The organism is Variovorax atrisoli 110B, from assembly GCF_000382045.1.
Classification (GTDB): domain Bacteria; phylum Pseudomonadota; class Gammaproteobacteria; order Burkholderiales; family Burkholderiaceae_C; genus Variovorax; species Variovorax atrisoli.
Map to the genome: position 1 here is coordinate 715,485 of NZ_KB907450.1, position 26,365 is coordinate 741,849.

Annotated in this window: 23 protein-coding genes; 14 read left to right on the top strand and 9 right to left on the bottom strand. The window is 69.2% G+C overall.

Annotation, left to right across the window (positions count from 1 at the left end; genetic code table 11):
• Positions 1-70 precede the first annotated feature (70 nt).
• Positions 71-1,033, top strand: coding sequence for a LysR family transcriptional regulator (locus G369_RS0103440; RefSeq protein ID WP_019652577.1), 963 nt, complete (start codon positions 71-73; stop codon positions 1,031-1,033).
• On the opposite strand, the gene G369_RS0103445 is transcribed toward G369_RS0103440, so the two are convergent.
• From G369_RS0103445 to G369_RS0103455, 3 genes are all read right to left on the bottom strand, one after another.
• Entirely contained in the window at positions 982-1,752 is a 771-nt protein-coding gene (locus G369_RS0103445) for a fumarylacetoacetate hydrolase family protein (RefSeq protein ID WP_019652578.1), read from the bottom strand. The two genes, G369_RS0103440 and G369_RS0103445, sit on opposite strands and share 52 nt — an antisense overlap.
• 152 nt (positions 1,753-1,904) lie before the next feature.
• Positions 1,905-2,882, bottom strand: coding sequence for a Bug family tripartite tricarboxylate transporter substrate binding protein (locus tag G369_RS0103450; protein ID WP_026346180.1), 978 nt, complete (start codon positions 2,880-2,882; stop codon positions 1,905-1,907).
• 118 nt (positions 2,883-3,000) lie between these two features.
• The gene (locus G369_RS0103455; protein WP_019652580.1) at positions 3,001-4,242 is read right to left on the bottom strand and encodes a pyridoxal-phosphate-dependent aminotransferase family protein; all 1,242 of its coding nucleotides are present in this window, start codon (positions 4,240-4,242) and stop codon (positions 3,001-3,003) included.
• 121 nt (positions 4,243-4,363) lie between these two features.
• Here G369_RS0103455 and G369_RS0103460 point away from each other — a divergent pair, with 121 nt between their 5' ends.
• The 4 genes from G369_RS0103460 (at position 4,364) to G369_RS0103475 (ending at position 10,003) form a co-directional block, all read left to right on the top strand.
• Positions 4,364-5,083 carry a GntR family transcriptional regulator gene (locus G369_RS0103460; protein WP_019652581.1) on the top strand — a complete coding sequence of 240 codons (720 nt, stop codon included), beginning with the start codon at positions 4,364-4,366 and terminating at the stop codon, positions 5,081-5,083.
• A gap of 5 nt (positions 5,084-5,088) precedes the next feature.
• Positions 5,089-8,166 (top strand): FAD-binding and (Fe-S)-binding domain-containing protein, encoded by a 3,078-nt coding sequence (locus G369_RS0103465; protein WP_019652582.1) that lies wholly within the window; start codon positions 5,089-5,091, stop codon positions 8,164-8,166.
• A gap of 68 nt (positions 8,167-8,234) precedes the next feature.
• Positions 8,235-9,470: a YbfB/YjiJ family MFS transporter gene (locus G369_RS0103470; protein WP_019652583.1), complete on the top strand. Its 1,236-nt coding sequence runs from the start codon at positions 8,235-8,237 to the stop codon at positions 9,468-9,470.
• Entirely contained in the window at positions 9,467-10,003 is a 537-nt protein-coding gene (locus G369_RS0103475; RefSeq protein WP_019652584.1) for a methylated-DNA--[protein]-cysteine S-methyltransferase, read from the top strand. Before G369_RS0103470 ends, G369_RS0103475 begins: the two co-directional genes overlap by 4 nt.
• 20 nt (positions 10,004-10,023) lie before the next feature.
• Here G369_RS0103475 and G369_RS0103480 read toward each other — a convergent pair whose 3' ends face one another.
• Together G369_RS0103480 and G369_RS0103485 are read right to left on the bottom strand one after the other, a co-directional pair.
• Positions 10,024-11,247: an MFS transporter gene (locus G369_RS0103480; RefSeq protein ID WP_026346182.1), complete on the bottom strand. Its 1,224-nt coding sequence runs from the start codon at positions 11,245-11,247 to the stop codon at positions 10,024-10,026.
• 63 nt (positions 11,248-11,310) lie between these two features.
• Entirely contained in the window at positions 11,311-12,249 is a 939-nt protein-coding gene (locus tag G369_RS0103485; protein ID WP_019652585.1) for a LysR family transcriptional regulator, read from the bottom strand.
• A 130-nt stretch (positions 12,250-12,379) separates the two neighbouring features.
• Here G369_RS0103485 and G369_RS0103490 point away from each other — a divergent pair, with 130 nt between their 5' ends.
• Positions 12,380-13,246 (top strand): NmrA family NAD(P)-binding protein, encoded by an 867-nt coding sequence (locus G369_RS0103490; protein WP_019652586.1) that lies wholly within the window; start codon positions 12,380-12,382, stop codon positions 13,244-13,246.
• Here the strand turns inward: G369_RS0103490 and G369_RS0103495 are convergent.
• Positions 13,243-14,130: a LysR substrate-binding domain-containing protein gene (locus G369_RS0103495; RefSeq protein WP_026346183.1), complete on the bottom strand. Its 888-nt coding sequence runs from the start codon at positions 14,128-14,130 to the stop codon at positions 13,243-13,245. The two genes, G369_RS0103490 and G369_RS0103495, sit on opposite strands and share 4 nt — an antisense overlap.
• Positions 14,131-14,208: 78 nt before the next feature.
• Between G369_RS0103495 and G369_RS0103500 the strand changes: the two genes are divergently transcribed.
• A complete protein-coding gene (locus G369_RS0103500) occupies positions 14,209-15,375 on the top strand; it encodes an MFS transporter (RefSeq protein WP_019652588.1) in 1,167 nt (388 codons plus the stop codon).
• Positions 15,372-15,992, top strand: a complete 621-nt coding sequence (locus G369_RS0103505; RefSeq protein WP_019652589.1) for a pyridoxamine 5'-phosphate oxidase family protein — start codon at positions 15,372-15,374, stop codon at positions 15,990-15,992. The genes G369_RS0103500 and G369_RS0103505 overlap by 4 nt, the downstream gene beginning before the upstream one ends.
• A 138-nt stretch (positions 15,993-16,130) precedes the next feature.
• Here G369_RS0103505 and G369_RS39030 read toward each other — a convergent pair whose 3' ends face one another.
• From G369_RS39030 to G369_RS0103520, 3 genes are all read right to left on the bottom strand, one after another.
• The gene (locus G369_RS39030; protein WP_019652590.1) at positions 16,131-16,292 is read right to left on the bottom strand and encodes an HHHH-motif protein; all 162 of its coding nucleotides are present in this window, start codon (positions 16,290-16,292) and stop codon (positions 16,131-16,133) included.
• A gap of 173 nt (positions 16,293-16,465) precedes the next feature.
• Entirely contained in the window at positions 16,466-17,764 is a 1,299-nt protein-coding gene (locus G369_RS0103515; protein WP_019652591.1) for an MFS transporter, read from the bottom strand.
• Between the two features lie 78 nt (positions 17,765-17,842).
• A complete protein-coding gene (locus G369_RS0103520; protein ID WP_019652592.1) occupies positions 17,843-19,711 on the bottom strand; it encodes a M48 family metallopeptidase in 1,869 nt (622 codons plus the stop codon).
• A gap of 228 nt (positions 19,712-19,939) precedes the next feature.
• On the opposite strand from G369_RS0103520, the gene G369_RS0103525 reads away from it, so the two are divergent.
• From G369_RS0103525 to G369_RS0103550, 6 genes are all read left to right on the top strand, one after another.
• Positions 19,940-20,653 (top strand): SDR family NAD(P)-dependent oxidoreductase, encoded by a 714-nt coding sequence (locus G369_RS0103525; protein WP_026346184.1) that lies wholly within the window; start codon positions 19,940-19,942, stop codon positions 20,651-20,653.
• 13 nt (positions 20,654-20,666) lie between these two features.
• The gene (locus G369_RS0103530) at positions 20,667-21,527 is read left to right on the top strand and encodes a CmcJ/NvfI family oxidoreductase (RefSeq protein WP_019652594.1); all 861 of its coding nucleotides are present in this window, start codon (positions 20,667-20,669) and stop codon (positions 21,525-21,527) included.
• A 9-nt stretch (positions 21,528-21,536) separates the two neighbouring features.
• Entirely contained in the window at positions 21,537-22,868 is a 1,332-nt protein-coding gene (locus G369_RS0103535; RefSeq protein WP_019652595.1) for an LLM class flavin-dependent oxidoreductase, read from the top strand.
• A 73-nt stretch (positions 22,869-22,941) separates the two neighbouring features.
• Complete coding sequence (locus G369_RS0103540; RefSeq protein ID WP_019652596.1) at positions 22,942-24,174, top strand: multidrug effflux MFS transporter; 1,233 nt, start codon at positions 22,942-22,944, stop codon at positions 24,172-24,174.
• The gene (locus tag G369_RS0103545; protein WP_019652597.1) at positions 24,174-25,646 is read left to right on the top strand and encodes an MFS transporter; all 1,473 of its coding nucleotides are present in this window, start codon (positions 24,174-24,176) and stop codon (positions 25,644-25,646) included. The genes G369_RS0103540 and G369_RS0103545 overlap by 1 nt, the downstream gene beginning before the upstream one ends.
• A 20-nt stretch (positions 25,647-25,666) precedes the next feature.
• Positions 25,667-26,326 (top strand): paraquat-inducible protein A, encoded by a 660-nt coding sequence (locus tag G369_RS0103550; protein ID WP_019652598.1) that lies wholly within the window; start codon positions 25,667-25,669, stop codon positions 26,324-26,326.
• Positions 26,327-26,365 lie beyond the last annotated feature (39 nt).

The following is a 26,365-nucleotide window of genomic DNA, read 5'->3' on the forward strand; positions in this document are numbered from 1 at the left end:
ATGCCATCGATGACTAGAATGCCGCTGGTACACAGACTTGTGAGTTGAAATCACAGATTGAAGGGGCACCATGCCGCGCATCGACGTCAACCGCTCCGGGGAGATGGAGGCCTTCGTGCAGGTGGTCGAGTCGGGCGGCTTCTCGTCCGCTTCGCGCCTGCTGGGCATGACGCCCTCCGCTGTGAGCAAGCTGGTGGCACGGCTCGAGCTGCGCCTGGGCATCCAGCTGGTGCACCGCTCCACGCGCAAGCTGCAGCTCACGCCGGAGGGCACCGAGTTCTACGAGCGCAGCCTGCGCGTGCTGGCCGACATGGACGAGGCCGAGCGCTGCGCCGCGGCCGGCGCCGCGCCGCGCGGTCGGGTGAGCATCAACGCCAGCGTCTCTTTCGGCCACCACAAGCTGGTGCCGCTGGTGCCGCGCCTGCTGGAGATGCATCCGCAGATCACGCTCGACATCGCGCTGACCGACCGCATCGTCGACCTGATGGACGAGCGCGCCGATATCGCGATCCGCTGGGGCCAACTGCCGGCGTCCGACCTCGTGGCGCGGCGCCTGGGCGAGACCAGCCAGGCCATCGTCGCCGCACCCGCCTACCTGGAGAAATACGGCACGCCGCGCACGCTGCAGGAGCTGGAGGCGCACAACCGCCTTGGCTGGAGCTATCGCCGCAACACGCCCGACTGGCCGCTGCGCGTGGACGGCCGCATGCAGTGGCTGCCGGTGGCCGGGCCGGTGCGCGCGGGCGACGGTGAAACACTGCGCCAGCTGGCGATCGCGGGGGCGGGCGTGGCGCGGCTGTCGCTGTACCACATACAGCACGACATCGACGCGGGCCGGCTGGTGCCGCTGATGGAGGAATTCAATCCGGCCGAGGTGGAGCCGATCCACGCGGTCTACATCGGCAAGGCCGGCACGCTGCCCGCGCGGGTGCGGGCGGTGCTCGACTTCCTGGTCGCCTGCTCGGGCGTGGGAGGCGGGCGCTACACGATCAAGCGCACGGCGCCGATGCCGGGGAACTCGGCCGTCACCTGATCGCCGCGCCGGCAGGGCAGCACGCCGACCCACGAGCCGGTGGTGACGACGGTGCCGGCTGGCGCCGTCTGCCCGCTGCGCGTGATGTGTCGCAGCCAGATCGGCAGCAGCCACGCCGGATCGGCCAGCGGATGCGTGCCTTCGCGCACCAACACTTCGGCATTGCCGATCTTCGTCTCGCAGCGCTGCGAGGCCCAGTCGATGGCGGCGCAGGGCGTCCATTCGCCGATCGCGAGCGCACCGTGCACCTGCGAGTCGGCCAGCCGCAGCAGGGCGGGCGTGGAGGGCAGGTCCTGCCAGCGCGCATCGACGATCTCCACGGAAACCGCCATGGCGTCGATGAGCGATGCGGCGCTGTCGTGATCGAGCTTCGCGGCCTGCGCAGGCGTCACGTCCTGGCCGAGCCGCAAGGCGATCTCGGCCTCGATGCCGGGGGTGTGGAACACGAGGTCGCTGAAATCGGCCGGGCCCTGCCGCACGCCTGCAGGCGGCAGCGGCGCATGCGTGAGCGTCGCGCTGCGCGAGCCGCCGCCGGACTTCCATGCGCGAGGCACGGGCTGGCTGTCGAACCAGCCGAGTGCCGCCGCGACGGCGTCCTGCACTTCATAGGCTTGCGCCGCTTCTTCGAGGGTGTCGAGCCACGGTGTGGCGTCGAGGGTGCGGTTGCCGCGGCGCGCGGCCACGAGTGCGTCGGTGAGGGCGGTCTGGGATGGAGTCATCTTCCCGATCTTCTCAGCAAAAGCCTGGCCGGTAGTGGCGATCCTTCCGGGAACACGGAGGAACCGGCTTTGCCGGGCTTCAGGTGTTGCCCCCGGAAGGGGGGTGGCGTAGCGACACGAAGTGCGCGAAGCCTGGGGGTGAGCCAGGTTCTTCAGGTTTCCACGTGCACGTTCCCGTCCTTCACCACCTTCGCCCACTTCGCGATCTCGGTGCCGATGAACTGCCTGAACTTGTCCTGCGAGCCGCCGCCGTCCTCCGCGCCGTAGGTATCGAGCCGCTCCTGCACGTCGGGCATCGCCAGCACGGTGTTCACGTCGCGGTTCACCTTCTGCGCGATGGAGGCCGGCAGCTTGCCCGGCCCGGCGAGGCCGTACCAAGTGGTGGCCTCGAAGCCCTGGAAGCCTTGCTCCTGCATGGTCGGCACGTTGGGATGGCCCTTGGCGCGCTTGGTGCGCGTCTGCGCCACGGCGAGCACGCGGCCGTTCTTCACGTGCGGCGTGGCGGCGGTCATGGTCTCGAAGCTGTACTCGATCTGCCCGCCCATCAGGTCGGCCAGCAGCGGGCCGCTGCCCTTGTAGGGCACGTGCAGTGCATCGACGCCGCCCTGCAGCTTGAACATCTCCAGCGCGAGGTGCTGCGCCGAGCCCGCGCCGGCCGAGCCGAAGCTCAGCGTGCCGGGCGCGGCCTTGCAGGCGGCGACGATGTCCTTCACCGACAGCGCCTTCTGCGCGGGGTTGGCGATCAGCAGGTTGGGCGTGACGCCCACCAGCACGATGGGCACGAAGTCGCGCTCCACGTTGTAGCGCAGCTTGGGCTGCAGGCTCGGCGCGAGCGCGTGGCTGTTGATGTGGGCCATCAGCAGCGTGCTGCCGTCGCTGGGCTGCTGCGCCACGTAGTCGGCCGCGAGCACGCCGGCCACGCCGCCCTTGTTCTCGACGATCACCTGCTGGCCCCACATGGTGGTCAGCTTCTGCGCGACCACGCGGGCCAGCGCGTCGGTGCCGCCGCCGGGCGGGAAACCGACCACGATGCGCACCGGCCCGGTCGGCCATTCCTGCGCGAAGAGCCGGGGCACGCCCAGCGTGGCGGCTGCGGCGCCCGCGGCCTGGATCAACGAACGTCTCTGCATCTTCCTTGTCTCCGTCGTGGGTTGGGAATCCGATGCGCGCCATCCGCGCCTTGACACCTGTGCAGTGCCGGTGGCGCCGCGTGCCTGTGCAGCGCCGATGGCGCTGCGAGCCTGTTGTCTATGCGGCTTTCTGCAGCGCGGCCGGTGCCGTGTGGCTCGAGAAGTGGTCCATCGCGGCCTGAACGCCGCTGCCGGCCAGCTTGATGCCCGCGAGCTTCATGCCCATCTCGACGCCGGCGACCATGGCCACCAGCGTCAGGTCGTTGCTGTCGCCCAGATGGCCCATGCGGAACATGCGGCCCTTGAGCTTGCCCAGGCCGGTGCCGAGCGAAAGATCGAAGCGCTGGTGGATCAGCCGGCGCAGCGCGTCGGCATCCACGCCCTCGGGCGTGATCACGCCGGTGAGCACGGGCGAGTACACGGCCGGGTCGGCGCACTGGATCGGCAGGCCCCAGGCATCGACGGCGGCGCGCACGCCGGCGGCCCAGCGCTGGTGGCGCGCGAACACGTTGTCCAGCCCTTCGCCAAGGATCATGTCCAGCGACTCCGAGAGGCCGTAGAGCAGGTTGGTGTTGGGCGTGTAGGGCCAGTAGCCGTCCTTGTTCATCTCGACGATCTCGTCCCAGGCCCAGAAGGCCTTGGGCAGCTTCGCGGTCTTCGAGACCTCGAGCGCGCGCGGCGAAAGTGCGTTGAAGCTGATGCCCGGCGGCAGCATCAGGCCCTTCTGCGAGCCGCTGACGCACACGTCCACGCCCCATTCGTCATGGCGGTAGTCGGCGCTGGCCAGGCCCGAGATGCTGTCGACCATCAGCAGGGCAGGGTGACCCGCCGCGTCGATGGCCTTGCGCACCGAGGCGATGTCGGAGGTGACGCCGGTGGAGGTCTCGTTGTGCACCACGCACACGGCCTTGATCTTCCTTTCCGTGTCCTTGCGCACGCGGGCCTCGATGAGGTCGGCCTGCACGCCGCGGCGCCAGCTCGGGGCGTGGGGCAGTTGTGCGTCGGCGCCCTGCCAGGCGAGGAATTCGGTCGAGAGGCCCAGGCGCGTGGCCATCTTCTGCCACAGCGAGGCGAAATGGCCGGTCTCGTACATGAGCACGTGATCACCGGGGCTCATCGTGTTGGCGAGCGCGGCCTCCCAGGCGCCGGTGCCCGAAGCGGGATAGATGGCGACAGGGTGCTTCGTCTTGAAGATCTGCCGGATGCCGCCCAGCACCTTCAGGCCCAGCGTGCCGAACTCGGGCCCGCGGTGGTCGATGGTGGGCAGGCTCATGGCCCGCAGGATGCGGTCGGGCACCGGGCTGGGACCGGGAATCTGGAGGAAGTGGCGGCCGGTGGGATGGATGTCGAGTTGCAGCATGGACTCTCCTTTCACATTCAGTTTTGCATTCAAAATGCATTCTTGTTTGATGGTTTACCCTGAATAGCCAGGGTTGTATGCCTGATTTTTTGCATTCAAAATGCGTTCAAGGGACAAAACCATGACAGCTGAAATCATCGAAATCTCCAGGCTCGCACTGCACGACCAGGTGGCCGCGCGCCTGCGGACCATGCTGGTCGAAGGGCTCATCGCGCCCGGTGCCAAGCTCAACGAACGCGAGCTGTGCCTGAAGCTGAACGTGTCGCGCACGCCGCTGCGCGAAGCCATCAAGCTGCTTGCGGCCGAAGGGCTGGTCGACCTGCTGCCCAATCGCGGCGCGGTGGCCGTGAAGCTCACCGAGGCCGACGTGCTCGACACCTTCGAGGTGCTCGCCATGCTCGAGGGCATGTCGGGCGAGCTGGCCGCCAGGCGCATCACCGACGAGGAACTCGCCGAGGTGCGCGCGCTGCACTACGAGATGCTGGCCTGCTTCTCGCGGCGCGATCTCTCGGGCTACTACCGGCTCAATGCGCGCATCCACACCGCGATCAACGAGGCTGCGGCGAACCCGGTGCTGTCGAACACCTACCGCTCCATCAACGCCCGCGTGCAGTCGCTGCGCTTTCGCACCAACCAGAACGAGGCGAAGTGGAAGCACGCGGTGGAGGAGCACGAGCAGATGATCGACGCGCTCTCGAAGCGCGACGCCGAGGCCATGCGCAAGGTGCTGGTGTCGCACGTGCTGCGCAAGCGCGACACCGTGCTGGAGCTGCTGCGCGCAGGCGAGATCTATCCACCCACCAAGCCGGCCAGATCGGCCAAGCCTGCCAAAGCGACCTGATCACCATGCGCATCGACCCCGCCAGCCACATGCAGCCAGCCGGAACCGTTCTTCCGCCCAACGACACCTGCGAGCTGCTCGCGCGCCGCCTGCGCTCGCAGACTCAGGGCGAGGTGCTGTTCGACGAAGCCTCGCGGGGCCGCTACGCCACCGACGCGTCGATCTACCAGATCACACCCGTCGGCGCCTTCGTGCCCACGAGCGAGCGCGACATCGCGACCGCCATCGACATCGCCCGCGACCTGAAGGTGCCCGTGCTCGCGCGCGGCGGCGGCACGAGCCAGTGCGGGCAGACCACCGGTGCCGCGCTGGTCATCGACAACAGCAAGCACTTTCGCCGCGTGCTCGACGTGAACGTGGAGGAGGGCACGGCCACCGTCGAGCCCGGCCTGGTGCTCGACCACCTGAACGCGCAGCTCAAGCCGCACGGGCTCTGGTATCCGGTGGACGTGTCGACCAGCGCGCAGGCCACGCTGGGCGGCATGGCGGGCAACAACTCCTGCGGCTCGCGCTCCATCGCCTACGGGAACATGGTGCACAACGTGCTGGGCGCCAGCGCGTGGCTGTCGAACGGCGAGCTGGTCGAGTTCGGCACCGTCGGCTCGCTGGGCGTGCGCGCTGCAGGCATCGCGCAGTTCGTGCGCAGCCTCGCGCGGCAGCACCGGGAGGCGATCGCCGAGCACTGGCCCAAGGTCATGCGCCGCGTGGCGGGCTACAACCTCGACATCTTCGACAACCAGAGCGAGCGGCCCTACACGGCCGACGGCAGCGTGAACCTCGCGCACCTGCTGATCGGCTCCGAGGGCACGCTGGCCTACACCCGCAGTCTGAAGCTCAAGCTCGCGGCGCTGCCCCGCGCCAAGGTGCTGGGCATCGTCAACTTCCCGACCTTCCATGCGGCCATGGACTCGGCCCAGCACATCGTCAGGCTCGGGCCCACGGCGGTGGAACTGGTCGACCGCACGATGATCGAGCTGAGCCTGGCCAACCCTGCCTTCAAGCCGACGGTGGAGACAGCGCTGATCGGCAAGCCGGCGGCCATCCTGCTGGTGGAGTTCTCGGGCGCAGACAAGGCCTTGCTGCTTGCGCAGCTGAAGCAGCTCGTCGAACTGATGGGCGACCTCGGCCTGCCCGGCAGCGTGGTCGAGATGCCCGACGAGGCGCGGCAGAAGAACCTCTGGGAAGTGCGCAAGGCCGGCCTCAACATCATGATGAGCCTCAAGGGCGACGGAAAACCCGTGAGCTTCATCGAGGACTGCGCCGTGCCGCTGGAGCATCTGGCCGAGTACACCGACGCGCTGACCGAAGTGTTCGCCAAGTACGGCAGCCGCGGCACCTGGTACGCGCATGCATCGGTGGGCACCCTGCACGTGCGGCCGATCCTCGACATGCGCACCGACGGCGCCGCGAAGATGCGCGCCATCGCCGAGGAGGCGAGCGAGCTGGTGCGCAGGTACAAGGGCGCATTCAGCGGCGAGCACGGCGACGGCCTGTGCCGCGGCGAGTGGATCGAATGGCAGTTCGGCCCCGCGCTCAACGAGGCCTTCCGCGCGATCAAGCGCAAGCTCGACCCCATCGATCTTTTCAATCCCGGCAAGATCATCGACCCGCCGCGCATGGACGACGGCGCGCTGTTCCGCTTCGCGCCGCCCACGGCGCCCAAGCCGTACCGGCGCATCGAGCTCAAGCCGGTGCTCGACTGGTCGGCCTGGAACGTCAACGCCGACCCGGTGACGGAAGTGACCACCGCGCCCGGCAGCGGTGGCGACAGCACGGGCGGCCTGGCCAAGGCGGTGGAGATGTGCAACAACAACGGCCATTGCCGCAAGTTCGACACCGGCACCATGTGCCCGAGCTATCGCGTGACGCGCGACGAGCAGCACCTGACGCGCGGGCGCGCCAACACGCTGCGGCTGGCACTGTCGGGCCAGTTGGGCCCCGATGCCTTCACCAGCGAGGCCATGCACGAGACCATGGACCTGTGCGTGGGCTGCAAGGGCTGCAGGCGCGACTGCCCGACCGGCGTTGACATGGCGAAGATGAAGGTCGAGTTCCTCGACCACTACAAGAAGCGCCACGGCCACACGCTGAAAGACAGGCTGGTGGCGAACCTGCCCGACTACGCCCACAGGGCCAGCCGCTTTCCCTGGCTGCTGAACCTGCGCAACAGCGTGCCCGGCGCCGCATGGCTGGGCGAGAAGCTGCTGGGCTTCTCGGCGAAGCGCTCGCTGCCCGAATGGCGCGGCGACACCTTCTGGCGCGGCAAGGCCGGCGAGCCTGGCCTGTTCGTCGAGCGCGAGGTGGTGCTGTCGATCGCGCGGCGCGGCGGCAAGACGGCGGTGCTCTTCGTCGACACCTTCAATGGCACCTTCGAGAGCGAGAACGCATTCGCTGCCGCGCGCGTGCTGCAGGCGGCGGGCTATGTGCTGCACACGGTGGAGAAGAGCGGCGGCCACCACTGCTGCGGCCGCACCTTCCTGGCCAGCGGCATGGTCGACGAGGCGAAGAAGAAGGCAGAGGCGCTGATCGACGCGCTCTTGCCGCTGGCGCGCGCCGGCGTGCCCATCGTCGGGCTGGAGCCTTCGTGCCTGCTCACGCTGCGCGACGAGGCGCTGGTCATGGGTTTCGGCGAGAAGGCCGAACTGGTGGCCAGGCACGCGCTGCTGTTCGAGGAGTTCATCGCGCGCGAGCTGAAGCAAGGGCGCTTCGAGTTGCCCCTGAAGCCCGCCGAAGCGCCCATCCTCCTGCACGGCCACTGCCACCAGAAGGCCTTCGGCGCGGTGAGCCCGGTGATGGACGTGCTGAAGCTGATCCCGGGCGCACAGCCCGAGCTCATCGAAAGCTCGTGCTGCGGCATGGCCGGCAGCTTCGGCTACGAGGCCAGCCATTTCGACGTGTCGATGAAGATGGCCGAGGCCAGCCTGCTGCCCGCCATCCGCGCGAAGCCCGGCGCCATCGTGGTGGCGGACGGCACCAGCTGCCGCCACCAGATCGGCGACGGTGCGCAGCGCGAGGCGGTGCACGTGGCCGTGCTGCTGGAGCGGCATCTGCTGCACGCCGACCCGGTGGCCGAAGCGGGTTGAGCGGGCGGGCTCCTGCAGGCCGGCGGCGGCTGCCGCAGAATAGGCTTCGCCTGCCGCCCGCCACCGCAATGCCGACGACGCTCGCCTCTCCAACCTCCATCTCCGCCCAGCCCACGCTGCGGCTGGCTTTCGCGCTCTCGATGGGCGCCGCTGTGTCGCTGGGCATCACGCGCTTCGCCTACGCGCTGCTGCTGCCGCCGATGCGCGCCGACCTGGGCTGGAGCTACGCGCTGGCAGGCGGCATGAACACGGCCAACGCGGTCGGCTATCTCGTCGGTGCGCTGGGCACGCCGGCGCTGATGCGGCGCTTCGGCGCGACGCGGCTGCTGGTGTTCGGCGCGGTGCTCGCCAGCGTGTTCATGGCGGGCAGCGGCTTCGTCACCGATGCATCGGCCTTGCTGCTGCAGCGCCTGCTGGCGGGCGTGGCCAGCGCGTGGGTGTTCGTGGCGGGCGGGCTGCTGGCGGCCCGGCTCAGCGAAGCCGGATCGGCGCGAGGCGGCCTGCTGCTGGGCATCTACTACGGCGGCACCGGCTTCGGCATCCTGCTGTCGGCATTGCTCGTGCCGCAGGTGCTGCGAGCGGCCGCGGGCGTGCCCCACGGATGGGCCTGGGCGTGGTGGGCGCTGGCGGTGGCAAGCGCGGCGGCCACCTGCCTGCTGGCATGGGCGGGGCGTGCGATGCCGCAGCAGACGGCCGCGCCGGCGGCACCTGTCGCAGCACCGGGTTCGGCACCGCCGGTCGCACTGCACCGCTTCGGCTGGGCGCTCGCGGGCTATGCCCTGTTCGGCATGGGCTACATCGGCTACATGACCTTCGTGATCGCGCTGCTGCGCGAGCAGGGTGCCAGTGCCGGCTTCGTCACGCTGTTCTATGCATTGCTCGGCATCGCCTGCGTGGCGTCCTCGCGGCTGTGGGCGGGGCTGCTCGACCGGTATCGCGGCGGGCAGCCGCAGGCATTGCTCAACGGGCTGCTCGGCGTGGCGACGTTGCTGCCGGTGCTGAGTTCGGCGGCGCCGGTGGCGCTGATCTCCGGCGTGCTCTTCGGCGCGGTGTTCCTGTCGGTGGTGGCATCGACCACCGCGCTGGTGCGCCACAACCTGCCGCCATCGCGCTGGGCACAAGGCATCAGCGCCTTCACCATCATCTTCGCGCTGGGGCAGATCGTCGGGCCGACCGTCACGGGCTGGATCTCCGATGGCCCGGGCGGACTTGCGCGCGGGCTCGTGGCCTCGGCGATGGCCCTGTGGCTCGGCGCGGTGCTCGCATCGCGCCAGCATTCGCTGCAACGGGAGGCATCGCAATGAGCGGCTTTGCATTGTTCGAAACCTCCATCGGCATGTGCGCGCTGGCATGGGGCCCGCGAGGGCTGGTCGGCGTGCAGTTGCCTGCCGACAACGGCGAGGCCGCCACGCGAGCGCGCATGCGCCAGCGTTTTCCTGACCTGCAGGAAGGCCCTCCGAACGAGATGGCGCAGCGCGCCGTCGAGGCCATCCAGGGCCTGCTTCGCGGCGGACGCGACGACCTGGGCCACATCGAGCTCGACATGAGCGGCGTGTCCGAATTCCACCAGCGCATCTATGCGATCGCGCGGCGCATTCCGCCGGGCCAGACCCGCACCTATGGCGAGATCGCCGAGGAGCTGGGCGACAAGGGCCTGTCGCGCGCCGTAGGGCAGGCCATGGGCCACAACCCGTTCGCGCCCGTGGTGCCATGCCATCGCGTGCTCGCCGCGGGCAACAAACCGGGTGGTTTTTCGGCGGGCGGCGGCGCGCTGACCAAGCTGCGCATGCTGGACATCGAGGATGCGCGGCCGAATGGGATGGCGTCGCTTTTCTAGACCGCTGGATCATCAGATTGCTAGATGGCAGGCACCGGCAGCCGGTGCAGCGTCGCAATGCGCGACGCGAAGATGATCGCCGCCTGCAGCCCGAAGCCCGCGAGCGCCAGCAGCAGGCAGGCCGGTTCGCCCCATGCCGCGCCGACCATGCCGCCTAGCGCGGCGCCGATGGGGCGCGCACCCGCGTTGATCGTGAGAAACACGGCCGACACCCGGCCCAGCATCGTGGCCGCAGTCACGCTCTGGCGCAGCGTGGTCGACGTGATGACCCAGACCATCGGCCCCGCGCCGAACAGGAAGAACGAGAGCGCTGCCAGCGTCGCGGTCGGCACGACGAGCGTGGCGGCCATCGCCGCAGCGGCCAGAACGGCGACCGAAGGGCCGACCTGTATCGCGCGGCCGAATGGCAGGCGAGCCACCACGCGAGGCGTGAGCAGCGCACCGACGACCATTCCTGCGCCGTACATCGCCAGCGTGAAGCCGACCGCCTGAGCACCGAGGCCGAGCACTCGCACCGCATAGGGCACGTAGCCGGCCTGCAGCACGAACCAGGATATGTTGAAGACCGCACCGGTCGTCAGCATGGGACGCAACATCTCGTGCTGCCAGACGAAGCGCGCACCGTCGCGCACTTCCAGCAGCGGATGACGGCCGGCGGAGGGCTCGCGTGTCGCCTCGCTCAGTCGCAGCAGCAGGGCCACCGCTGCCGCCGACAGCACTGCGGCCAGGACGAACGCAGCGGATGCGCCGGCCCATGCGACCAGTGCGCCCGCCAGTGCAGGCCCGGCGGTGAAGGCCGCGCTGCGCGCCAGTTCCAGCCGGCCGTTGGCCGCCGCCAACGCGTCGCGCGGCACGAGTGCCGGCACCAGCGCAGGTGCCGCAACGCTGAAACCCACCGTGCCGACGGCTCCCAGGAACCCCAGCACGGCGAGCAAGCCGATGCTGAGCTTCGACGCGAACACCATCGCCAGCAGCACGATCAGCGACACCGCCCGCAGGCCCTCGGCCCAGACCATCAGTCGCCGGCGCGACATGCGGTCCGCGAGCAGACCCATGGGCATGGAGACCAGCAGGAAGGGCAGCGTCTGCACGGCCGCAAGAAAGCCGATCTCGCCGGGGCCGGCGCCGAGCGCCAGCACCGCGACCAGCGGCACGGCCGCAAGGCTCAGCTGTTCTGCGGACTGCGCGGCGAGGTTGGACCACGCGAGGTCGCGGAAGGAACGGGGCAGGGGAGTTGGAGTCATGCCCGCATCGTGCGGGCGGGAGGCGTTGTTGGCTGGCCGTTTCCGGACAAGCGAGCGTCAGCGCTACGGCTTTTGCATCGGCTTCGGCATCGGCTTGGATGCTGGCGACACCACCTCCATCACGAAGTCGATGAAGGCACGCACCTTCGCCGCCGGCAGGTGGCGTGACGGATAGAGCGCATGGAGCGGGAGCCGCTCATCCGCCCAGTCGGGAAACAGGTCGACCAGTTCGCCGCTGTCGAGCTGCGGCTGGATGCCCACCGCCTTGATCTGCGCCACACAGATGCCGGAGAGGACCGTCTCCAGCACGGTCCCCGGATCGGTGAGCAGCAGCCGCCCCGTGGTCGGCACCTCGACGAGCTTGTGGCCGCGCTGGAACTCCCACGTGTACGGCTGTCCGGTGGCGGGGTTGCGCACCTGCAGGCAGGCGTGGCCGGCGAGGTCGGCCGGCTTCGCAGGGCGGCCGTGCCGCGCGATATAAGCCGGCGCCGCCACTGTGACCACGCGCGAATCCATCAGCTTGCGGGACACGAGCGACGACGAAGGCGGCTCGCCGAAGCGCACCGCGATGTCGAAGCCCTCGGCCACGAGGTCGCCCAGCTGGTCGCGTGCGATCAGCTCCAGCGTGAGCTCCGGGTACTGCGCGAGAAAGCGCGGAAGGTGCCGCGCCAGGAGCAGGCGCGAGGTGAAGGCGTCGGTATTCACGCGCAGGCGCCCGCGCACCGCGCCCGATGCGCCAGCGGCGATCGTGACTGCGTCCTCGATGCCGAGCACCAGCGGATTGATGTTGGCGTAGAGCTGCCGGCCTTCGTCGGTGAGGCTCAGCGAGCGGGTCGTGCGATCGAACAGCCGTATGCCGATGCGGCCTTCGAGTCGGGCGATGGCGCGGCTCACGCCGGAGGGCGTCAGGCCCAGTGCATTGGCGGCGCTGGCGAAGCTGCCGCCTTCGACCACTGCGGCCAGCACGCTGACGTTGGAGAGGAGGCGTCCGTCGAGGGGCATATTTCTATTCGTGATCAGATGTCATGAATGATATGCCGCACGGTCGCTTTACTCAAAGATGAGCCGTTCCTACGATTCGTCCCGTCGCATGCGTCATCACATCGAATCAAGTCAGGAACAAGGAACTTTCATGTACGCAATCACCGGAATCACGGGCCAGGTCGGCGGCGCAGTCGCGCGCGCCCTGCTGGCCGAAGGGCAGCCGGTTCGCGCGGTCGTCCGCGATGAAGGCAAGGGCCGCCCATGGGCCGCACTCGGCTGCGAGGTGGCTGTTGCCGAGATGGACGACGCCCAGGCGTTGACGCGCGCTTTCTCGGGCGCGGCCGGCGTCTTCGTCCTGCCGCCACCGAACTTCGACCCCGAGCCGGGCTTTCCCGAAGTGAGGGCGGAGAACGCCGCGCTGCGCCAGGCGCTCGACACCGCCCGGCCGCGGCGCGTGGTGTGCCTGTCGACGGTCGGCGCGCAGGCGGCCCAGCCCAATCTGCTGAGCCAGCGCACGTTGTTGGAAGAGGCGCTGCGCACGCTGCCCTTCGCGATCACTTTCCTGCGGCCCGCCTGGTTCCTGGAGAACCTGCGCTGGGACATCGCGCAGGCCCGCGAACACGGTGTGTTGTCCAGCTACCTCCAGCCGCTCGACCGCGCGGTGCCGATGGTGGCCACGGCCGACATCGGCCGCCTCGCTGCCGAACTCCTGCTGCACGAGGGCGAACTGCCGCGCGTCGTCGAGCTCGAGGGGCCGCAGCGGCAGACGCAGCACGACATTGCCGAGGCGCTCTCGCAAGTGCTGGGACGCCCGGTGCGCGCCGAGGCGGTGCCGCGCGAGAACTGGGGCGCGATCTTCCGCGCCCAAGGCATGCGAGACCCGGTGCCGCGCATCCAGATGCTCGACGGCTTCAACGAAGGATGGATCCGCTTCGAGGGCGACGATGCGAGCGTGCGCAAGGGCCGCGTGAGCGTGGCGGAGGTGATCCGCTCGCTGGTTGGCGAAGCCGCCTAGGCGCCCCGGGCCTGCATCTGCTCGAACCACTCGACCACGTACGAGGCCTCCGGCGCGGCGTCCGGCGCCAGCCCGTAGTAGTAGCGCTCCAGTGTCATGCGCAGTTCGGGCAGCGGCGACTGCAGGCGGCCCGAGGCGAGGTCGTGCGACACCAGCGAGGTCGGCGCGAGCGCGATGCCCAGTCCGTCGACCGCGGCCTGCAGCACGAAGTGCAGGTGGTCGAACTGCAGCCGCCCCGCCGGCCGGGCACGCGGAGCGCCGACCTGCTTCTTCCAGTCGTCCCAGTCGTCCTTGCGGGTGCGGGCCGACAGCAGCACGTGCGAAGCCAGCGCGCGCAGGTCGGGCAGGGGATGCGTCCTGAAAAGAGCGGGCGCGCCGACCACCAGCACCTCGTCCTCGAGAAAGGGCCGCACCTCCACCGACGAAGGCCAGCCTTCGAGGCCGCGGCGCACCGCGATGTCGAAGCTGCCGACGGCTTCCTCTGGCATGACGGTGCTGGTGACGACCTGCGGCTCGATCTCCGGAAAGCGCTCGACGAAGGAGGGCAGGCGCGGAATGAGCCAGCGGACCGCGAAGGATGGCCGCACGTTGATGCGAACCGCGTGCGCCGGCCCCTGCGACTGCAGCGACCGCGCTGCGGAGTTGATCTGTGCGAGCGCGGGCTGTACCTCGGCGAAGAACTGCTGGCCCTCGGCGGTGAGTGCGACCTGGCGCACGCGCCGCTCGAACAGCGCGACGCCGAGGACCTCCTCCAGGCCCTTGATCTGCCGGCTCACGGCGCTGTGCGTGACGTGCAGCTCGAGCGCCGCGCGCGTGAAGCTGAGGTGGCGCGCCGCGGCGGCGAAGGCGCGCACGGCGTTCAAGGGAGGCTCACGAAGCGGCATGCGTGCGATTTTCTCACGCATGAAGGGCGTTAATGTCGTTTGTCGCCAGGGCATGTGGCGGCGCACCATCGAGGCTCGATGTCACGCACCGCACCCGCTTCTCCAACATCCCCCACCGACCTGAACTCCCGCCACGCGGCGATGGCCCTGGGCCTCTCGCTGCCGGCCGACGTGGTGCTCTACCTGCTGCTGCCGATGTACGCGAGCCAGTTCGGCGTGACGCTCGCAGAGGCCGGCATGCTGCTCGCGGCCAACCGGCTGGTGCGGATCGCCGGCTACGGCTTCGTGGCCCGCTTCTATGCCCGCAACGGCGACCGGCTGACCTGCACCATCGCCGTGGTGGCGGCGGCCGCATGCGGGCTGGGCTACGCCACGCTCTCGGGCTTCTGGGCGCTGCTGCCGCTGCGGCTGATGTGGGGGCTGTGCTTCGCGGCGCTGAACCTGTCTACTCAGGCGCTGGCCACTGCCGACCCCGTGGGCGCGGCGCGGCGCAACGGTCGTTCGCGCGCCTTCATCGCGATGGGGCCGGTGCTCGCGCTGCCGCTGGGCGCACTGCTGGCGCACTGGACGGGGCCGCGCACGATCTTCGCGATCCTTGCGGTGTTCTCGCTGCTGGCGTGCTTCGTCACGCGGCGGCTGCCCGAGGCGCCGCATCCGGTGACCAGGCCGACCAGGCGCTTCAAGCTGCCCAACAGCCTGGACAGCTGGTCGTTCATGGAAGGGCTGGCGCTCGACGGGCTCTTCATCGTCGGCCTTTCCTATCTAGGCAAGGACCTGCTGCCCGGCGGCGCGGTGATCGTCGCCGGCGTGCTGATGGCACTGCGCTACCTCGCGGAGATCCTGCTGAGCCCGGTCGGCGGCCGCATGGCCGAGCACTTCGGCGCCGAGCGCCTGCTGGTGAGCCTCTCGCTCATTACCGCCATCGCGCTCGTGGGCTTCGGCTTCGGATGGCTGTGGAGCTGCGCGGCGCTGATCGTGGTGCTGCGAGCCCTGCAACTGCCGCTGCTGCCGCCGATCGTCGCCCGCCGCACGCCGGGGCCCGAGCGCGTGCAGGCGCTGGCGGCGCGCTCGGTGTGGCGCGACATCGGCGCGGGAACAGGGCCGCTCATTGCGGGGCTGCTGCTGCCGGTCGCGTCGCCACCATGGATCTACGGCGTGGCCGCCTTGCTGCTCGCACTGGCCGCGCTGGCCTGCGGCTGGGGCGCCTCGCCACAATCGACCAGCATCCAGCAGGAAAGCACATGACGACCTCCCACACCATCGAAACCGTCGCCCAGCTCGAAGCCCTGTTCGGGCTGCCCGGCGAGGCATCCCTCAAGAAGGAGGTGCCGTACCTGCACCCGAGCTACCAGGCGCTGATCGCCGCGTCGCCCTTCGCGGTGCTCGCCACCATCGGCCCGGGCGGGCTGGACGCCTCGCCGCGCGGCGATCCGCCGGGCTTCGTCGCGGTGCAGGACGAGAAGACGCTGCTGATGCCCGAGCGGCGCGGCAACAACCGCATCGACAGCCTGCGCAACATCGTGGCCGACCCGCGCGTGGCGCTGCTTTTCCTTATCCCTGGCGTGGGCGAGACGCTGCGGGTCAACGGCCGGGCGCAGATCTCGGTCGACCCGGCGCTGCTGGAGCGCTTCGCCATGGAAGGCAAGCCGCCGAAGTGCGTGATCAGCATCGCGGTGGAGACGGTGTTCTTCCAGTGCGCCCGGGCGATCCAGCGCTCGAAGCTGTGGGCGCCGCTGCCGGCGGACGCGAAGCCCGCGGTGCCGACGCCCGGTGCCATCCTGTCGGCGCTGACCGAGTCGGCCTTCGACGGCGAGACATACGACCGGGAGCTGCCTGCCCGGCAGCGCGCCACGCTGTACTGAGCCGGGCGTGGCCCATGAACGAAAAAAGCCCGCTGACGCGGGCTTTCTCGTTTTCTTCCTGCGGTCCGCGGACCGGCGTGCCTGTCGGCCTGCCGGCCCCGGGCCCGATCAGCGCACCCTGGATCAGCGCACCCTGGATCAGCGCACCCAGTGGCAGACGCGGTGGTGATGGCGCGCATCCCACTTGCACACCTTGTGCTTGTGGTGGTGGCGCGGTGCCGCCGAGGCGATGCTGGGAGCCAGCATGGCGAGACCGGCGAAGGCGAGGACGCTGGAGAGGATGAGTTGCTTGGTCTTCATGGCGTTCTTTCTGAGCAAAGACATCGATCGAGGAATTGCGTCGTTCAACGAGCGCTCCTGTAGAACGTTCTGATCAACATTCAGATGACACTTGTTGCATATTGATTGCGAGATACCGCGATCGCGGTTTCCGGAATACATGGAATGGCGGGAATGGCGATTACCCGGGGCCCTCAGGCCTGCCCCGCAGAAGGCGCCTGCTCCGTGCGCGCATCGTGTCCGATGATCAGCACCAGCCCGATGGCCACCGCCGACAGCATCGCCAGGAAGAGCACCGCGTAGAAGTCGTTGCCCATCTTGTCCTTGAGCGTGCCGAAGATGGTCGGGCCGATGTAGCCGCCCAGGTTGCCGATGGAGTTGATCCACGCGATGCCCGCCGCCGCAGCGGTGCCGCTGAGGATGGCGGTGGGCAGCGTCCAGAAGGTGGGCAGGGCGCTGAAGATGCCGAAGGCGGCCAGCGTCACGGCGGCCATCTTGGGCACCGGCGCGGAGGTCTGGGCAGCCAGCACCAGGCCCAGGAAGATGCAGGCCAGAGGAATCAGCAGGAACCACTTGCGCTCCTTGCGCGCGTCGGAAGCCCGCGTCCAGAACAGCATGGCGATGGCGCCCACGAGGTAGGGGAAGGCGTTGATGAAGCCGATCTCCACGTTGCCCAGTCCGCCGAAGCCCTTGATGATCTGCGGCAGGAAGAAGCTCAGGCCGTACAGCGGCACCGTGATGCCCATGTAGACGAAGCCCAGGCCGATCACGCGCGGGTTCAGCAGCGACTGCTTCCACGAGATCTTGTTGATCGACTCGCGGTTGGCGCGCTCGGCGTCCAGCGTGCGCTGCAGCCAGCTGCGCTCCTCGTCGGTCAGCCACCTGGCGTCCTTCGGGCCGTCGGGCAGGTACATCAGCACGAAGAAGGTCAGGATCAGCGAGGGCACGGCTTCCAGGATGAACAGCCACTGCCAGCCGTGCATGCCGCCGATGCCGTCCATGTTGAGGATGTAGCCCGAGATGGGCGAGCCGATCACGGTCGAGATCGGGATGGCGAACATGAACCAGCCCACGATGCGTGCCCGGTACGCCGCCGGAAACCACAGCGTGATGTAGAAGATTACGCCCGGGAAGAAGCCGGCCTCGGCGATGCCCAGCAGGAAGCGCACGATGTTGAAGCTGGTCGAGCCGCCGACCCAGGCCTGTGCGGCCGAGAGGACGCCCCAGCTGAACATGATGCGGGCGATCCAGCGGCGCGCGCCGAAGCGTTCCAGCGCCATGTTGCTCGGCACCTCGAAGAGGAAGTAGGCCAGGAAGAAGATGCCGGCCGCGCTGCCGAACACGGCGGCGGTGAAGCCCAGGTCCTTGGACATGGCCGCGCCGGCGAAGCCGAGGTTCACGCGGTCGAGGTAGGCGATGAAATAGCTGACCATCAGAAGCGGCAGCAGTCGCCAGCTGATCTTCGAGATGGTTCTCTGTTCTACGGGGTTCATGGTTGCTTGTCTCCGGTGTTGGATGGTTTTGTGGAGGCTGGTTGGGGAAACGGGGGAGGGCGGCCGACGCCGCCGGTGTCACTGCTGTTGTTGCTGCTGTTGTTGAGCCCTCATGATCTGGTGGCGCCGCCAGTAATGGCCGACGACGCCCTTGAAGTTCTCCTTCTGCTTGCCGAGGCCCGCGAGCTTCACCTTGGTGGTCCGCGCGCCCAGCATGCCCTTGTCGTGGTGGGTGACGATGAGCGTGTCGCCGAAGCTGCCGTCCTTGTAGGTCAGGCTCTTGACCTCGTCCCACGGGATGGCCGAGCCACCGTCGGCAGCATTGGCACTGGGGTGCATGCCCGCGTAGCTGATGTCGACGCGCTCGCCGTTCTTCAGCTCGAAGCCCACCGGCGGAAAGTGGCGCAGCACCACGGCGCGCTCCTCCTCGGTCGCAGGTTCGTAGCGGTAGGCCAGGCTCAGCTCGTGGTTCTGCACGAATCGCTGCTCGTACTCGCTCCAGAGGCGCTGCTCGATGTCGTGGGCGGTCTCGATCTCGTCGGCCCATGAGGCCTGCGGCGCGGTCGCGACGATGCCGCCATAGGCGCTCTCGGGCACGTGATGGCCCACGTTGCGCATGCGCTCGAGCAGCGGTGGATGGCTGTCGTAGGGGTGCGGCACGCCGGCCGTCTTCATGGCCTCGATGAAAGCCGGCGAGCCGGCATAGGGCGGCAGGCCGTCGGCGACGAAGCGGGCGATGCCGAGGGCACCGTCATGCTCGCGATCCTGTTCGAAGAGCTTGCGCTCCACGTCGTTGCGGTAGCTCGCATAGGCCGAGATCTTGATGAGCGACTGCACGATCGCATGCGGCGCGGTGAGCCCTGCTGCAACGCGGTCAGCCTTGTACTCGCGCTCCCGGCTGTCGCGGGCCAGAGCGAAGGCGAAGATCATGCGGTAGAGCCGCAGCAGGTAGTGGGCCACGATGGTGAGTCCGCCGCTTCGCATCTTCCAGGTGTACTGGTCGAACTGCAGCAGCTTGGGGCCGAGCGCGGCGCTGCTGCGGGTGTCGCCGCCGCCCAGGTGGGCGAGCTCGTGCGCGAGCACGGCGTCGGCCTCGGCCTGGTCGAGCACGCGCAGGAGCGGCAGGCTCACGAACAGCGTGCGCCCTTGCAGGGTGCGGCCCTTGACCTCGCAGGGCGCCTCGGTCACGAAGAAGTTGGTGTCGATGCCGGCCACGATGTGGTCGGGTGGCGCCGTCTTCACGCGGGCGGCGAGCTGGCGGATGCGCTCCCACAGGCGCGGCGCATCGGCCTGCGAGACCAGCTCGCCCTCGATCTCGTTGCCCGAGGGCAGCTTCTTGAACAGCGTGTAGATCGCGTAGAACACCGCCGCGCCGGCCGCGATGCCCGCCAGCGCGATGAGCTTGATGTAGTAGCTGTGCCAGAAGTACGCAGTGAGCCAGAACGACAGCCACACCAGCATCGCGCTCTGCAGCACGACCTCGACCGCGCACGACACCGTCATGAGCCGCCAGCCCGCGACGAAGCTCGCGTAGCGCAGGCCCCGGTTGGCGAAGGCCAGCGCCCCCAGCACCAGCGCCGCTGCGAGCAGCGCGGCGCCGAGCACGATGGTCCAGATGGCGGCGCGGTCGGCCCAGTGGAACTGCCACTGCATCGAATAGGGGCTGCACACCTTGTCGTGGAAGTTCCTGTCCTCGGGCGCGGTGGCGTCGCAGGCCTTGGAGAGCTGGTGGCTGCGGTAGAAGCCGGTCGCCTCGGCCTTCTCGGCGGGCGTGAGGCGGCTGTCGTTGGCGATGCGCTTCTCGATCGCCTGCAGGAACTCGGCGTCCTGCGAGCGCAGCGCGTATTCGGTGAAGGCGAGCGTCGCGGCCGGAATGGCGAACAGCGAGACGAGGGTGAGGAGGAACACGCGAAAGAGGTCGGCGTGAACCGTGCGGGCCAGAGCCATGGGCGATCTTCTCCTGGATGACGATTGCTGCGAGTTGTTATGAACGGTCCGGGAAGCCCATAGCGTAGCGGCCGCGGCGCGTGCGGTGAAGCTGGGGTGTCGTCAAGCGGTGCAGGGCACCGACCTGCCGCCGAATAAGGTTATCCCTTTTGCATCGTTCCGCACCGCGGGGCGCAGGTATAGCCTTCGTGCTCATCCATGGCTGCCACCTCCAACACCTCATCTTCGTTGCCCTCTGGTTCCGGGCCGTCGCCCGTCGCGTGGATCGCCGGTGTCGGCGCCAGCGCCGGTTTGGGCGCGGCGCTCGCGCGGCGCTTCGCGGCCGAAGGCTTCATCGTCGCGCTGACCGGCCGGACGCAGGCCCAGCTCGATGCGGTGGCCGGCGAAATCGTCTCGGCCGGCGGCCGGGCCCATGCATTTGCGGGCGACGTGGCGAGCGAGGCCGAGATTCATGGCATTGCGCAGAAGGCGAGGGCGCTGGGCCCGCTCACGGTGGCCATCTTCAACGCCGCGAGCGCGGTGCGCGCGCCGACGCTGGAGCTCTCGGTCGAGCATTTCACGCAGGCCTGGCGCACCAGCGCGCTGGGCGGCTTCATCTTCGGGCATGAGGCCTTGCGCGGCCTGCTGGCCAATCCTTTCGAGGCGGGCGGACAGCACGCGCGCGGCACCTTGCTGTTCACCGGTGCCACTGCGGCGCTGCGCGGCAAGCCGCCTTTTGCGGCCTTCGCCGCGGCCAAGGCCGCGTTGCGTTCGCTGAGCCAGAGCCTGGCGCGCGAATTCGGTCCGCAGGGTGTTCACGTGGCGCATGTGGTCATCGATGGCGGCATCGACGGCCTGCTGCAACTCGAAGCCATCGCTGAAAGCTACTGGCAGCTGCACGTGCAGCACCGCAGCGCATGGACGCAGGAGCTGGATCTGCGGCCGTTCAAGGAACCGTTTTGAGGAGTCACGCTACATGAGCGTCGGATCGAATGGCCAGATGTTGACCGCCACGCTGCCCTCGGTGGAAGCGGAGCTGAACTACCTGAAGGCGGGGCAGGGGCGGCCCGTGACTTACACATTCGAGCCGCCGCCCGGCACGCCCTGGGTGACCGGCGAACTGGAGCCGCGCCGCGTGGCGATCCGCGACGGGCGCCCCCTGGTTGCGCTGAACGAACTCTCGCTCGACCGCAGCGGCTTCACGCAGATCTCGCACCGCAGCGTGCTCGCCGATTTCTCCCAGGATGCGGCGATCCGCGACATCTACTACCGCGAGGCCGAGGCGCTGCTGCGCGACGTGACCGGCGCCGAGAAGATCGTGGTGTTCGACCACACGCTGCGCGACAGCGCACAGGGCTCGCGCCGCACGGCCGAGCTGCGCGAGCCGGTGCGCCGCGTGCACAACGACCAGACCTTCGTCTCCGGCCCGCGCCGCGTGCGCGACCATCTGCCCCCCGACGAAGCCGAGGAGCGGCTGAAGAGCCGCTTCGCGATCGTCAACCTGTGGCGGCCGCTGGCCACGGTCGAGCGCCTGCCGCTCGCGCTGTGCGACGCGCGCTCCATCTCGCCCGATGACCTCGTGCCCACCGACCTGGTCTACCCCGACAAGGTGGGCGAGACCTATTCCTTCACCTGGAACCCGGCGCACCGCTGGTACTGGTTCCCGAGGCTTCGGCCCGACGAGGCGCTGCTGCTGAAGATCTACGACTCGCTGGAGCAGGGCGTGGCGCGCTACACCGCGCACACCGCCTTCGAGGATCCGACGGGCTCGCAGGAGGCGCCGCCGCGTCGCAGCATCGAGCTGCGCGCGCTCGTGTTCTGGCCCGCCGGCAAGTAGCCCCCGTCCATGAGCACCACGAGGCAACTGCGGCTGGGCGCCTTCATGCGCCCGGTGAGCATCCACACCGGCGCTTGGCGCTATCCCGGCGCGTGGCCCGACGCGAACTTCAACTTCGCGCACCTGAAGCAGCTGGCCCAGACGCTCGAGCGGGGCCGTTTCGACGCCTTCTTCATGGCCGACCACCTCGCGGTGCTGAACATGCCCGTGGCCGCGCTGCAGCGCAGCCACACGGTGACGTCGTTCGAGCCGTTCACGCTGCTGTCGGCACTGGCGCAGCACACGCAGCACATCGGACTGGTGGCCACCGCCTCGACCACCTTCGACGAGCCGTTCCACATCGCGCGGCGCTTCGCCTCGCTCGACCACCTGAGCGAAGGCCGTGCGGGCTGGAACATCGTGACCACCTCCAACCCCGACGCCGCGCTGAACTTCGGCCGCGACGATCACATGGAGCACGACGAGCGCTATGCCCGCGCCCGGGAGTTCTACGACGTGGTCACCGGGCTGTGGGACAGCTGGGCCGACGATGCCTTCGAGCGCGACGTCGAAAGCGGCCGCTTCTTCGACCCGGCGAAGCTGCACGTGCTGAACCACAAGGGCAAGTACCTGTCGGTGCGCGGGCCGCTGCACATCGCGCGGCCGGTGCAGGGCTGGCCGGTGATCGTGCAGGCGGGCGCCTCCGAGGCGGGGCGCCAGCTTGCGGCCGAGACTGCCGAAGCCGTGTTCGCCGCGCCGGGCACGCTGGCCGGTGCGCGCAGCCTGTATGCCGACATCAAGGGCCGCATGCGCGCGATCGGACGCGACCCCGACCATCTCAAGATCCTGCCGGCGGCCTTCGTGGTGGTGGGCGACACGGTGGAAGAGGCACGCGCCATCCGCGCGAAGCTCGACGGCCTCGTGCACTACGACAGCGCCATCGCGTCGCTCTCGATCGCGCTGGGCCACGATGCGTCGAAGTTCGACCCCGACGGCCCGCTGCCCGACGTGCCCGAGACCAATGCGAGCCAGAGCGGCCGCGCCCGCGTGATCGAGCTGGCCCGCAGCGAGAACCTCACGGTGCGCCAGCTGGCACAGCGCCTGGGCGGCTACGGCGGCCTGGCCTTCGTCGGCACCGCGCAGACCATCGCCGACGCCATGCAGGAGTGGCTGGAAAGCGAGGGCTGCGACGGCTTCAACGTCATGTTCCCCTGGCTGCCCGGCGGGCTCGATGCCTTCGTCGACAAGGTGGTGCCCGAGCTGCAGCGCCGTGGCATCTTCAGGCGCGAGTACGAAGGTCGTACCCTGCGCGAGAACCTCGGCCTGCCATGGCCCGGCAACCGTTTCTTTGCCCAGAATTAGCAACACCGACTGAACCGCGCCCGGGCCGACCCCACGCCTGCACCGATCGCCGCGCTTCGCGACAATCGGCTCGATGCGTTCTTCCCCCTTCTTCAAGATGGCCCTGCTGCTGGGCCTGCTCTCGGCCATCGGGCCATTCGCCATCGACATGTACCTGCCGGCGCTGCCGGCCATCGGACAGAGCCTGCGCGCCGACATCGGCGCGGTGCAGATGAGCCTCACGGCCTTCTTCCTGTCGCTGGGCGCCGGGCAGCTGCTCTATGGGCCGGTCTCAGACATGGTGGGCCGCAAGCCGCCGCTGTACGCGGGGCTGCTGCTCTTCGCGCTGGCGAGCATCGGCTGCGCGCTGGCGACCGACATCCAGACGCTGATCGTGCTGCGCTTCGTCCAGGGCCTGGGCGCCGCGGCCGGCATGGCGATCCCGCGCGCGGTGGTGCGCGACCTGCACACCGGCACCGACGCCGCGCGGCTGATGTCGCTGCTGATGCTGGTGTTCAGCGTGTCGCCGATCCTCGCGCCGCTCGCGGGCAGCGCCGTGATCGCGTTCGCCGGCTGGCGCGGCGTGTTCTGGGCCGTGACCATCGCCGCGGTGGTCGGCCTCGCCATGATGGCGAAGCTGCTCGACGAAACCCGCCCGGCTTCGGAGCGCGTCGAAAGCAGCCTCGGCAGCGCGCTGTCGGCCTACTGGCTGCTGCTGCGCGACTCGCACTACCTCGGGCTGGTGTTCATCGGCAGCTTCGCGATGGCGGGCTTCTTCACCTACCTCGCGAACTCGTCGTTCGTGATGATCGACCACTACGGCCTGTCGCCCGCGCTCTACAGCGTGGCCTTCGGCGTGAACGCGGCCGCTTTCATCGGCGCCTCGCAGTTCAACGGTGCGTTGGGCGAGCGCTACGGGCTGGTCAAACTCGTCAAGTTCGGCGTGGTGTGCTGCGGCGCCGCGATGATCGCGATGTTCGCCTACTTCGCGATGGGCGGCGACAGCATCTGGGTGCTGATCGTCCTGTACTTCATCGCCTCGGGCTTCATGGGGCTGGTGATCCCGACCACCGGCGTTCTCGCGCTCGAAATGCACGGTGCCATCGCAGGCACGGCCTCGGCGCTGCTGGGCACGCTGCAGATGCTCACCGGCGCACTGGCGATGGCGGTGGTGGGCTTCTTCACCGACGGCAGGCCGCTGCCGATGGTGGCCGGCATGGCCGCCGGCGCGCTCATCGCGCTGGTGCTGACCTGGCTCACGCTGGGCGGCGTGCGCTCGGAGCCCACGGGCAAGGCAGGAAAGACAGGAAGGACACAGCAAGCCTGATGAACACGGTACGCGCAGGCGCCGCGCTCCCGGCCGCCGAAGACAACAACAACGGCGGCAACGCGGCGCCAAGGCCCGTCGACGGGCTGTCCCAGCCGGAGCGCGGCAGGGCGATGCTGGTCATCATCCTCGGGCTGATCGTGGCGGTGCTCGACGGCACCATCGTCAACCTCGCGCTGCCTGGCATCGCGCGCGAACTCAGCGCGAGCCCGTCGCAGTCGATCTGGGTGGTCAACGCCTACCAGATCGCCACGCTGGTGATGCTGCTGCCGCTGGCCTCGCTGGGCGACCTCGTGGGCTACCGGCGCGTGTACCTGGTCGGCATGGCGGTTTTCACGCTGTCCTCGCTGGCCGCCACATTCGCCAACTCGCTGGGCACGCTGATCGCGGCGCGCGCTTTCCAGGGCCTGGGCGCGGCCGGCATCATGAGCGTGAATGCGGCGCTGGTGCGTCTCACCTACCCGTCGTCGCAGCTGGGCAAGGGCATGGCGATCAATTCGCTGGTGGTGGCCACCTCGTCGGTGGCAGGGCCCTCGGTGGCGGCGGCGATCCTGTCGGTGGCTTCGTGGCCATGGCTCTTCGCCATCAACGTGCCGCTGGGCATCGTCACCTTCGCGCTCGGCCTGAAGGCGCTGCCTTTCAACCGCGTGCCGCCGGCCGCGGGGCTGCGCTTCTCGCCGCTCGACGTGGCGCTGAACGTGCTGATGTTCTCGCTGGTGTTCCTGGGCGTGGACCGGCTGGGCGTGCGCGAGGGAGGGGCGCAGGGCGCGGGCGGCTCGCAGGCGTCGGCCTGGGGCATCCTGGTGGCCGGACTGGTGGTCGGCTTCGTCTACCTGCGGCGCCAGCGCAAGCAAGCCGTGCCGCTTTTCCCGATCGACCTGCTGCGCATCCCGGTGTTCGCGCTGTCGATGGGCACCTCGGTTGCGGCGTTCTGCGCGCAAATGCTGGCCTACATCTCACTGCCTTTCCTGCTGCTGGAGGTGTACGGGCGCAGCCACATCGAGGCGGGCCTGCTCATCACGGCCTGGCCCCTGGCCATCGTGGTGATGGCGCCCATCGCGGGCAAGCTGATCGGGCGCTACCCCGACGGGCTGCTGGGAGGCATCGGGCTGGGCCTTCTGGCCATCGGGCTGGGGCTGCTGGCGGCGCTGCCGGCGCATCCGGGCAATGCCGACATCGCCTGGCGCATGGCGTTGTGCGGGCTGGGCTTCGGGCTGTTCCAGTCGCCGAACAACCACACCATCGTGAGCTCGCCGCCGGCGCACCGCAGTGGTGCGGCCAGCGGCATGCTGGGTACGGCCCGGCTCACCGGGCAGACGCTGGGCGCCGTGGTGCTGGCGGGCGTCTTCAGCTTCTGGAGCCCGCATGGCGGCCACGGGCCGGTGGTCGCGCTGGTGCTGGCCGCCAGCTTTGCCGCGGTGGCGGCGGTTTTCAGCAGCCTGCGGCTCAAGACGACAAGCCACGGCGGCTGAATGAGTTAGGGTACTCATCCATGACGGAAGTACCTGATACCGTGGTTTGCCCGGGCTGTGATGCGGTCTATGGCCGCACGCCGCTTCGCCCGCGCGACGTGGCGCGCTGTCCGCGCTGCGGCACCGAGCTCGACCGGCATCCGGGGCAGCAGGAGCGCCGCATCCTCCCGCTGACGGTGGCCTGCCTGATCATGTTCGCCATCGCGAACCTGTTCCCCATCGTCGAGATCGAGCTGCAGGGCATGCGCAGCCAGACCACGCTGGCCGGCGCGGTGGTGGCGCTCAGCGCCGAGGGCATGTCGGTGGTGGCGCTGCTGGTGCTGGCCACGACCATCCTCTTTCCCTTCCTGCAGCTCTGCATCCTGGCCTACCTGCTGGTTCCGCTGAGCCGCGAGCACCGGCCCCTGGGCTTCGCGCTGCTGGTTCGGGCGATGCAGTCGCTGCGGCCCTGGGGAATGATCGAGGTGTTCCTGCTGGGCGTTCTCGTGGCCATCGTCAAGCTTTCGAGCATGGCGACCGTGGTCCCGGGGCCGGCGCTGTGGGCCTTCGTGGCGCTCACGGTGATGCTGACGGCGGTGCTGTCGTTCGACCCGGGCGCGTTCTGGGGGATGGCGTTCCGCCCGAGGGGCGAGAAGGTCGGCGACGAACCTGGCGAAGGGAAAGGCGGGGCATCGGCATGAAGCCGCTGGGACGCGTCCGGCAGCGCCTCGGAAGCCTCG